Source organism: Nocardia wallacei, from assembly GCF_029869545.1.
GTDB classification, from domain to species: domain Bacteria; phylum Actinomycetota; class Actinomycetes; order Mycobacteriales; family Mycobacteriaceae; genus Nocardia; species Nocardia wallacei_A.
This window is the reverse complement of the sequence record NZ_JARWQD010000131.1, coordinates 1-9,228: the sequence shown is the minus strand read 5'-3', so window position 1 is coordinate 9,228 and position 9,228 is coordinate 1. Positions and strand designations below refer to the sequence as shown.

The following is a 9,228-nucleotide window of genomic DNA, read 5'->3' as shown; positions in this document are numbered from 1 at the left end:
CCGCCCCCCCCCCGCCGCCCCCCCCCCCCCCCCTTTGCGCGCCCCCCCCCCCCACCACCGGGGGGGGTGGGGGGGGGCCAAAACCCCAATTGGGGGCGGGAGGGTCAGTCGAGGAGGCCGCGGGGGCGGATGACGAAGGTCGGGGAGGAGCGTTTGCCCTTTTCCTCCAGCAGGGCGATGGCGCGGCCGTCGGCGGTGAGGGCCGCGTGGACGCCGGGGATGCCGACGGGGTCGAGCCAGCGGCCGTCGCGCAGTGATTGTTCCTCGGCCGCGGTGATCGTGCGGTGCGGGAAGGCCAGGCGGGCGGCGGAATCCATGTCGAGGTTCAGGGTGGGATCGTCGGCCAGCCGCTCGAGGGTGCGGGCGTGGGCGAGGGTGAACGGGCCGACGCGGGTGCGGCGCAGGGCGGTGAGATGTCCTCCGACGCCGAGCTTCTCGCCCAGATCGCGGGCCAGGGCGCGGATGTAGGTGCCCGAGGAGCATTCCACGACGACATCCAGATCGACGAAAGCCGCCGCGCCCGTACCGATGTCGCGCCGTTCCAGGATGTCGAAGCGGCTCACGGTGACCGGGCGCGCGGCCAGCCGCACGTCCTCCCCGGCGCGGGCGCGGGCGTAGGCGCGTTCGCCGTCGACCTTGATCGCGCTGACCGTGGCCGGAACCTGTTCGATATCGCCGGTCAGTTCCGCTGCGGCGGAGGCGATCTCGGCGTCGGCGAGATGTCCGGCCGGAGTGGTCGCGACGACCTCGCCCTCGGCATCGTCGGTCACGGTGGACCGGCCGAGCCGGATCGTGGCAGAGTACGCCTTGGTGGTGAGGCTGAGCAGTCCGAGCATCTTGGTGGCCCGCTCGACCCCCAGCACCAGCACCCCGGTCGCCATCGGATCCAGCGTCCCGGCGTGCCCGATCTTGCGGGTGCGCAACAGCTTCCGGCATCGCGAGACCACGTCGTGGCTGGTCATGCCGCCGTCCTTGTCGACGATGAGCAGGCCGCCGAGCGCATTCACCAGCGGGGTGCGCCGCTCGCCCATCAACCGGCCACGATCGCGGTCAGGATCAGCCCGTCGCTGATCAGCCAGCGCCCGTCGAACGAGGTCAGCGGCACACCGCCGTCGTTGGTCTGCCCGGGTACCAGCAGTTCGCTGTGGAAGGTGCCCGCGCTGCCGGTGTCGTCGATGGTGAAGGTGATGTGCGCGTCCTCGAAGCCCAGCCAGCGCAGGGTCAGCGGGAACCATGCCTTGTAGGTGGCCTCCTTGGCGCAGAACAGGAGCCGGTCCAGGTGCAGGCCGGTGGCCGGTATCGCGCCCCGCAGCCAGCCGCGTTCGGCCTCCAGGCTCACCGAATCCAGCACCCCGTCGGGCAGCGTGTCGTGCGGTTCGGCATCGATGCCCACCGAGCGCCAGCGCAGCCGGTGCGCCAGCGCGGCGGCGCGGTAGCCGTCGCAGTGGGTCAGGCTGCCGACCACCCCCTGCGGGAACAGCGGCATCCCCCGCTCCCCCTTGCCGATGGCCACCTGCGGTTCGCCCAGCTCCGCCAGCGCCTGCCGCGCACAGTGGCGCGCGCCGATGAAATCGCGGCGGCGCTTCTCCACCGCCTTCGCGATCAGATGCTCCTCACCCGGATGCGCCCGCAGCTCCTGCGGGTACCGCACCAGCTCCGCCGCCGCCACCCCGGCGGGCAGAATCCTGCCGAGCAGCCGCGGCCGCGCACCCGCGCGATCCTGCCCGTCCTGCTGCCCCACGCCGCCGGACGTCGCGCCCGCGCCGTGTCCCGCCCGCTCCTCGATGACCGCCTCCTGGTTCGACCTCCGCACTACCCAACGAGACTAGCGGAGGGCCGGGACGGGGGCGTTCGACCATCGCCTCCGGCGGCGCGTGCGCCCCGGGCCGACCGGCCCCTACAGTCGAAGATCATGGAGTCAGTTTTGCTGCGCCCCGCGGTCGCGACCGACGAGCCCTTCCTGTGGACGATGCTGTTCGAGGCGGCGCACGCCGACGAACAGGGCATGGTGGTGGAGGATCTGCGCACCGTGCCGGAACTCGCGCGCTACGTCGAGAAGTGGGGCGGCGCAGACGATCTCGGTGTCGTCGGCGGCACGGATCCGGAGACTCCGCTGGGTGCGGCGTGGATCCGCCGGTTCACCGCCGACAACGCCGCCTACGGCTTCGTCGACGAGCGCACCCCCGAACTCGCGATCGGCGTGGCCCCGCGGGCGCGCGGCACGGGCCTGGGCACCGCGCTGCTGACCCGCCTGCTCGACGAGGCGGCCGCGCGCTACGACGCCGTCTGCCTGAGCGTGCGCGAAACCAACCCGGCCCGGCGGCTGTACGAGCGCCTCGGCTTCGCACTCGTCCCCGGGTCCGAGAAGACCAACCGCGTCGGCACCACCAGCATCACCATGCTCCGCCGACTGGGCTGAGCACCGGCGAGCGCTGTGGGCGCTCAGGCCAGGCCGCGGCGCTTGTCGGCCTGGCGACGCATTTCCGCCGCGGCGGCGCGCATGGCCGGGGTGATCTTGAAGTGCCCGCCCCATTCGTTGAGGTCGTCGGGGCCGTATTCGGGGGCGGGCAGGATCTGGCGCAGGAGCTTGTCGGGCAGGCCGCGGCGCTGCCATTCGCGCGGATAGCCGAGCGACACCTCCTCGTGGCGGACGCCGTCGTAGTAGGTGGTGCGCGGGATGTGCAGGTGCCCGTAGACGGAGCAGACCACGTTGTAGCGGGTGTGCCAGTCCGCGGTCAGCTCCGTACCGCACCACAGCGAGAACTCGGGGTAGAAAAGCATCCGGGTGGGTTCGCGGTTCAGCGGGAAGTGGTTGATCAGCACCGTCGCCGTGCCCGGGGCCAGCTCGTCGAGGCGGCGCCTGGTGTACTGCACGCGGGCATGGCACCAGGCATCGCGGGTCACGTACGGCTGCGGCGAGAGCAGGAATTCGTCCGTGGCGACCACATTGCGGTCGCGGGCGATGGTCATAGCCTCGGCCTTGGTGGTCGCCCCGGCGGGCCGCCACGAGTAGTCGTAGAGCACGAACAGCGGGGCCAGCGTGACCGACCCGCCGTGCTCCTCGGCGCCGGCGCCCTCCCACACCGGGAACGGATCCTCGGGCGTCACCACATCCAGGTCGCGGCACAGCGAGACCAGGTAGTCGTAGCGCGCCGCGCCGTGCATCTGCACGGGATCCTTTGCGGTGGTCCACAATTCGTGATTGCCCGGCACCCAGATCACCTTCGCGAAACGGCCGCGCAGGATCTCGAGCGCCCACCGGATGTCGTCGGACTTCTCCGCCACGTCCCCCGCGACGATCAGCCAATCCTCGGGAGAGTCCGCCCGAATCTGCTCGACGACCGGCTTGTTGCCCTGGTGACCGACATGGATGTCACTCACGGCCATCAACTTCGGAACCACCAGGCACGACCCTCTCTACTCGCCTCACGCCCCGCATGCGGCAACCGCAGCGGTCCACTCCACATTCCCACGGCCCCGGCTCCGATGATCGACCGGCCTATCCGGCGCCCCGCGGGATCTCCGCCCCGACGCGGGCCCACCGGCCCGACAGGGCCCGGGCGCTCACCGCGACCATACGCAACACGATGAAGGCCGCCAGTCCGCTCCAGATTCCGGCGATGCCCCAGTCGAACACCAGCGACAGCCAGATCACCGGCAGGAAGCCGACCAGCGCCGCGCCCATGGTGGTGTTGCGCAGGTAGGCGGCGTCGCCCGCGCCGAGCAGCACGCCGTCGAGCGCGAACACCACGCCCGCGGCGGGGATCAGGGCGACGAAGAACCACCAGATGACATGCGCCCGATCGATCACCATCGGATCGGTGGTGAACAGCGCCGGGACGGCGGCGTACCCGGCGGCGAAGAAGACGGCCAGCGCGACCGCGAACAGCGTCGACCACGCCGTGACCCGCCGGGCCAGCCGCTCGGCGCCGGGCACATTGCCCGCGCCGAGGGCAGCGCCCGTGAGCGTCTGCGCCGCGATCGCCAGGGAATCCAGGGTCAGCGAGATGAAGTTCCACAGCTGCAGCACCAGCTGGTGCGCCGCCACCGAGGCCGCGCCGAAGCGCGACGCCACGGCGCCCGCCGAGACGAAGCACGCCTGGAAGGCGAGGCTGCGCACGATCAGGTCCCGCCCCAGCACCAGCTGTGCGCGCATGATCGCCGGGTGCGGCCGCAGCGAAACCCGATCGGGATCGTCGGCCGGGAGCAGGCACCGGCGCACCAGCGCGGCCAGGAACAACCCCGCCGCCACCGCCTGCCCCACCAGGTTGGCGATGGCCGAACCCTCCAGCCCCCACCGCGGCGCGCCGAGCAGACCATGCACGAGCAGCGGGCACAGGATGGCCGAAACGACCAGTCCCGCAACCACGTACGCCAGCGGGCGCCGCGTCTGCTGCACCCCGCGCAGCCAGCCGTTACCGGCCATCGTGAGCAGGATCAGCGGCACCCCGAACAGCGCGATCCGCAACCATCCCAGCGCCGAGTCGGCGATATCGTGCCCGCCCGCGACGAGACCGGTGACCGGCCCCGCGACCGCCTGCAGCACGACGACGATCGCGAACCCGATCCCGATCGCCGCCCAGCTCGCCTGCACCCCCTCCTCGACCGCGCCGCGCCTGTCCCCCGCCCCGAACCGCCGCGCCGATCGCGCCGTGGTGCCGTAGGTGAGGAACGTCAGCTGCGTGCTGACCTGCCCCAGAATCAGCCCGCCCACGGCGAGCCCGGCCAGCGCCAGCGCGCCCAACCGCCCGACGACGGCCATATCCCACAGCAGGTAGATCGGCTCGGCGACAAGCACACCCAGCGTCGGGACGGCAATCCCGAGAATCCGCCGCGGTCCCGCTCCGGACGGATCCTCCGGCTCCTCGGCGGCGACGGCACCGTCACCGACCGCGGCCTCACCGCGTTCCGTCATCACCGACCACCCTCACGCTCCCCACCCCGCTGCCACCCACGCCACCTCCCGGTCGTCTCGTCGCGCCTTCACCATCGCACAGACCACCGACATCATGGGATGAATACAGCCCCGGAACTCCGGCTCACGCCCGCAGCGCCGCGAGCAGCGTCACCACCAGGTCGTCCGGGGTGCCGGTGGTGGTGTAGCCCGCCGCGTATCGGTGCCCGCCGCCGCCCAGGCGCATGGCGACCTGCGCGACGTCGACGCCGTCGTCCAGCCCCACGCCGGTGTCGCGGGAGCGCAGCGACACCGTCCACAGGCCCGGGGTGCTGCGGGACTCCTTGAACACCGCGGCGACCGCGGCCTCGGAGGTGGTGCGGACGACGTCGATGACGCTTTCCACCTCCTCCGACCGCAGACCGTCGATATCGTCGCGGCGCACGAACGCGTAGACCAGACCGGCGCCACCCGCCGCACCGGGCTCCAGGCTGGCCGACCCCAGCACCCGCGACAGCATCGGCAGCCAGCCGAACGGATGGGTGTCCATCAGCGTGCGGGTGATGCCCGCGCCGTCGATCCCGGTTGCCAGCAAACGCTCGGCAAGCCGATGCGTGGCGGGCCCGGCCCAGCGGAAGCATCCGGTATCGGTGACCAGGCCCGCGAACAGGCAATAGGCGATCGGCCGATCGATCGGCTCGCCCCAGGCGTCGAACACCCGGGCCAGCAGGCTGGTGGTCGACTCGGCGGTCTCGTCGATCACGTTGACCGTGCCGAAGCGGGTGTTGGAGCGATGGTGGTCGAGCACCAGAGTCGTTGCGGCACCGGCGATCCGGTCCGCCAGCGCACCCAGCCGCCCGACGCTGCCGCAGTCGACGGCCACCAGCAGATCCACCTCGAGCGGCACCTGCGCGGGCGGCACCAGGAATTCGATCCCGGGCAGCGCCCGCATCGACGCGGGCAGCTCCGCGGGCTCGGCGAACGACACCCGCACCGGCACCCCGCGCCGATGCAGCACCTGGGCCAGCGCCAGCCCGCTGCCGACGGTATCGGCGTCGGGCTGCACATGGCACAGCACCGTGACCGACCGCGCCGCGTCCAATATCTCGACGGCCGCGGCGAGATCCGCCGCCGGCGCTACAGCTGTCATCGCAAAAGCTCACTTCTCTGGCGCGGCTGCCGGATGGCGGTCAGTCCTCGTCGTCGCTCTTGTACGGGTCGGCGTCGCCGGCGTGGGTCGCGTTGGCCGCCACCTGCGCCACCTGCTCGTCCGAGGCGCGGGCCCGCGCCAGCAGCTCCTCCATCTGCCGGGCCGCGTCCGGGACGGTGTCCAGGACGAAGCTCAGCGTCGGAGTGAACTTGATGCCGGTGGCGGCGCCCACCTTCGAACGCAGGACGCCCTTGGCCTTCTCCAGCCCGGCCGCGACGCCCTGATAATCCGGTTCGGCGTCGATGGTCTCGCCCATCACCGTGTAGTAGACCGTGGCCTCCCGCAGGTCGCCGGTCACCTTCGCGTCGGTGACGGTGACGAAACTCAGCCGCGGGTCCTTGATTTCGTACTCGATCGCGGTACCGACGATGTTGACGATCCGCTTCGCGAGCCGGCGTGCCCTGGCTTGATCCACCATGGCCGACCCTCCTTTGTAAGTGACTAGTCTTCGGGTCCGAAGATCCGGCGGCGCACTGCCAGCAACTGTAACTCCGGACGCGCCGCCACGTGGCGTTCACACCGGTCCAACACCTCTGTGAGATGGCCCATCCCGGAGCTGACCGTCGCGACGCCGAGCTGTGTGCGGCGATGTTGATCGTGGTCCCCGCCCTCGACCGCCGACACGCCGAAGCGCTGCAGTTCGGCCAGGACCGGGCGGATGACGGAACGCTTCTGTTTCAGCGAACGGACGTCGCCGAGCAGAATGTCGAACTCCAGCGCCCCGACGAACAACGGCTCACCTCATTTGTGAATAGTCCCGGCCAAAAGCATGCCGGGACCAAAGGAAAACAACAGGCGGTACCAGGTATCCCGGCAGAAGCGCTTCCCGTCATCCCGGTATCCCGGCACACACGCTTCCCGGTATCCCGGCAGAAGCGCTACCCGTCATCCCGGCAGAAGCGCTACCCGTCATCCCGGCACCCCCATTTCCCGTCATCCTGGTTCCGGCGTGCTTTTGGCCGTAACAAGGATGACGGGAACAACTCAGTCCCGCGGCTTCTCGCGAAGCTCGTAGGCCTCGATGACGTCGCCTTCCTTGATGTCGTTGTAGCTCAACGTCATACCGCATTCGAAGCCCTCGCGGGCCTCCATGACGTCGTCCTTCTCGCGGCGCAGCGACTGGATCGTCGTATCGGCGACCACCACGTTGTCGCGGAGCAGGCGGGCCTTGGCGTTGCGCTTGACCAACCCGGAGGTGACCATGCAACCGGCGATATTGCCGAACTTCGAGGAGCGGAAGATCGCGCGGATCTCGGCGCGCCCCAGCTCGACCTCCTCGTAGATCGGCTTGAGCATGCCCTTGAGGGCCTTCTCGATCTCGTCGATGGCCTGGTAGATCACCGAGTAGTACCGGATGTCCACGCCCTCGCGGTTGGCCAGCTCGGTGGCCTTGCCCTCCGCGCGGACGTTGAAGCCGATGATGATCGCGCTCGACGCCGACGCCAGGTTGATATCGGTTTCGGTCACGCCACCGACACCGCGGCTGATCACGCGCAGGCGCACCTCGTCGTCGACCTCGATGCCCATCAAGGCCTCCTCGAGCGCCTCGACGGTACCGGAGTTGTCGCCCTTGATGATCAGGTTCAGCTCCGAGGTCTCCTTCAGCGCCGCATCCAGATCCTCGAGGCTGATCCGCTTGCGGCTGCGTGCCGCCAGCGCGTTGCGCTTGCGCGCGTTGCGCCGATCGGCGATCTGCCGCGCGATGCGGTCCTCCTCCACGACCATGAAGTTGTCGCCCGCGCCGGGGACCGACGTGAAGCCGACGACCTCGACCGGCCGCGACGGCATGGCCGCCTCGACATCCTCGCCGTGCTCGTCGACCATGCGACGCACACGGCCGTAGGCGTCACCCGCCACGATCGAGTCACCGACCCGCAGCGTGCCGCGCTGCACCAGCACGGTGGCGACCGGACCGCGGCCGCGGTCCAGGTGCGCCTCGATGGCGACACCCTGCGCCTCCATGTCCGGATTCGCCCGCAGGTCCAGGGCGGCGTCCGCGGTCAGGACCACGGCCTCCAGCAACGCCTCGATATTGGTGCCCTGCCTGGCCGAGATGTTGACGAACATCGTCTCGCCGCCGTACTCCTCGGCGACCAGGTTGTACTCGGTCAGCTGCTGGCGCACCTTCTCCGGGTTGGCGCCTTCCTTATCGATCTTGTTGACCGCCACCACGATCGGCACGTCCGCGGCCTGCGCGTGGTTGATGGCCTCCACCGTCTGCGGCATGACGCCGTCGTCGGCGGCGACCACCAGGATCGCGATATCGGTCGACTTCGCACCGCGGGCACGCATGGCGGTGAACGCCTCGTGACCCGGGGTGTCGATGAAGGTGATCAGGCGGTCCTCGTCGTTCACGTTCGTGAGCACCTGGTAGGCACCGATGTGCTGGGTGATGCCGCCGGCCTCGCCCTCGCGGACGTTGGTCTTGCGGATGGTGTCCAGCAGTCGGGTCTTACCGTGGTCGACGTGACCCATGACGGTCACCACCGGCGGACGGACCTGCAGATCCTCGTCGTTGCCCTCGTCCTCGCCGTAGGTGAGGTCGAAGCTCTCCAGCAGCTCGCGGTCCTCGTCCTCGGGCGAGACCACATGCACGACGTAGTTCATCTCGCCGCCGAGCAGCTCGAAGATCTCGTCGTTGACCGACTGGGTCGCGGTGACCATCTCGCCGAGGTTGAACAGCACCTGCACCAGCGAGGCCGGGTTGGCGTTGATCTTCTCGGCGAAGTCCGACAGCGAGGCGCCGCGAGCCAGGCGGATGATCTCGCCGTTGCCGCGGGGCAGCCGCACGCCGCCGACCGACGGGGCCTGCATCGAGTCGTACTCTTGCCGCTTCTGCCGCTTCGACTTGCGGCCCTTGCGGGGCGCGCCACCGGGACGGCCGAACGCACCGGCCGCACCGCCGCGGCCACCGGGACCGCCCGGACGGCCACCGCCGCCGGGACGACCGCGGAAACCACCGGCCGCGGGTGCACCGGCACCGGCGCCACCGCCACCGCCGCCACCGCGGTAGTTACCACCACCGCCGCCGCCACCGGGACGACCGCCACCGGCACCGCCGCCGGGACGACCGCCACCCGGGCGGCCACCACCGGCCGGGCCGGGACGCGCGGCACGCTGCGGC

General features: G+C 70.6%; 9 protein-coding genes. 1 reads left to right on the top strand and 8 read right to left on the bottom strand.

Translation table 11 applies throughout. The annotated features are described in order from the left end of the window. Positions 1-104: 104 nt before the first annotated feature. Positions 105-1,031: a tRNA pseudouridine(55) synthase TruB gene (truB, locus tag QH290_RS10570; protein WP_280261307.1), complete on the bottom strand. Its 927-nt coding sequence runs from the start codon at positions 1,029-1,031 to the stop codon at positions 105-107. After that, the gene (npt, locus tag QH290_RS10565) at positions 1,031-1,696 is read right to left on the bottom strand and encodes a 4'-phosphopantetheinyl transferase Npt (protein ID WP_280261321.1); all 666 of its coding nucleotides are present in this window, start codon (positions 1,694-1,696) and stop codon (positions 1,031-1,033) included. The genes truB and npt overlap by 1 nt, the downstream gene beginning before the upstream one ends. A 216-nt stretch (positions 1,697-1,912) precedes the next feature. On the opposite strand from npt, the gene QH290_RS10560 reads away from it, so the two are divergent. Then, positions 1,913-2,419: a GNAT family N-acetyltransferase gene (locus QH290_RS10560; protein WP_280261309.1), complete on the top strand. Its 507-nt coding sequence runs from the start codon at positions 1,913-1,915 to the stop codon at positions 2,417-2,419. A gap of 23 nt (positions 2,420-2,442) precedes the next feature. Here the strand turns inward: QH290_RS10560 and QH290_RS10555 are convergent, their stop codons facing one another. The 6 genes from QH290_RS10555 to infB all read right to left on the bottom strand — a co-directional run. Beyond that, positions 2,443-3,402: a metallophosphoesterase family protein gene (locus QH290_RS10555; RefSeq protein WP_280261311.1), complete on the bottom strand. Its 960-nt coding sequence runs from the start codon at positions 3,400-3,402 to the stop codon at positions 2,443-2,445. 97 nt (positions 3,403-3,499) lie between these two features. After that, positions 3,500-4,915: an MATE family efflux transporter gene (locus QH290_RS10550; RefSeq protein WP_280382709.1), complete on the bottom strand. Its 1,416-nt coding sequence runs from the start codon at positions 4,913-4,915 to the stop codon at positions 3,500-3,502. Positions 4,916-5,039: 124 nt separating this feature from the next. Beyond that, positions 5,040-6,044 (bottom strand): DHH family phosphoesterase, encoded by a 1,005-nt coding sequence (locus QH290_RS10545; RefSeq protein ID WP_280261315.1) that lies wholly within the window; start codon positions 6,042-6,044, stop codon positions 5,040-5,042. Positions 6,045-6,084: 40 nt separating this feature from the next. Then, positions 6,085-6,522, bottom strand: a complete 438-nt coding sequence (rbfA, locus tag QH290_RS10540; protein WP_280261317.1) for a 30S ribosome-binding factor RbfA — start codon at positions 6,520-6,522, stop codon at positions 6,085-6,087. 23 nt (positions 6,523-6,545) lie between these two features. Beyond that, on the bottom strand, positions 6,546-6,836 hold the full coding sequence (locus QH290_RS10535; RefSeq protein WP_280261319.1) for a DUF503 domain-containing protein: 291 nt from the start codon (positions 6,834-6,836) through the stop codon (positions 6,546-6,548). A 252-nt stretch (positions 6,837-7,088) separates the two neighbouring features. Further along, on the bottom strand, positions 7,089-9,228 hold a 2,140-nt coding region (gene infB / locus QH290_RS10530), incomplete at its 5' end, for a translation initiation factor IF-2 (protein WP_280382708.1).

What these genes read in the sequence shown, in the direction of transcription:
- QH290_RS10550 (WP_280382709.1), bottom strand. Translation starts at nt 4,915, where the DNA reads ATGACGGAACGCGGTGAGGCCGCGGTCGGTGACGGTGCCGTCGCCGCC.
- truB (WP_280261307.1), bottom strand. Translation starts at nt 1,031, where the DNA reads ATGGGCGAGCGGCGCACCCCGCTGGTGAATGCGCTCGGCGGCCTGCTC.
- QH290_RS10545 (WP_280261315.1), bottom strand. Translation starts at nt 6,044, where the DNA reads ATGACAGCTGTAGCGCCGGCGGCGGATCTCGCCGCGGCCGTCGAGATA.
- rbfA (WP_280261317.1), bottom strand. Translation starts at nt 6,522, where the DNA reads ATGGTGGATCAAGCCAGGGCACGCCGGCTCGCGAAGCGGATCGTCAAC.
- QH290_RS10560 (WP_280261309.1), top strand. Translation starts at nt 1,913, where the DNA reads ATGGAGTCAGTTTTGCTGCGCCCCGCGGTCGCGACCGACGAGCCCTTC.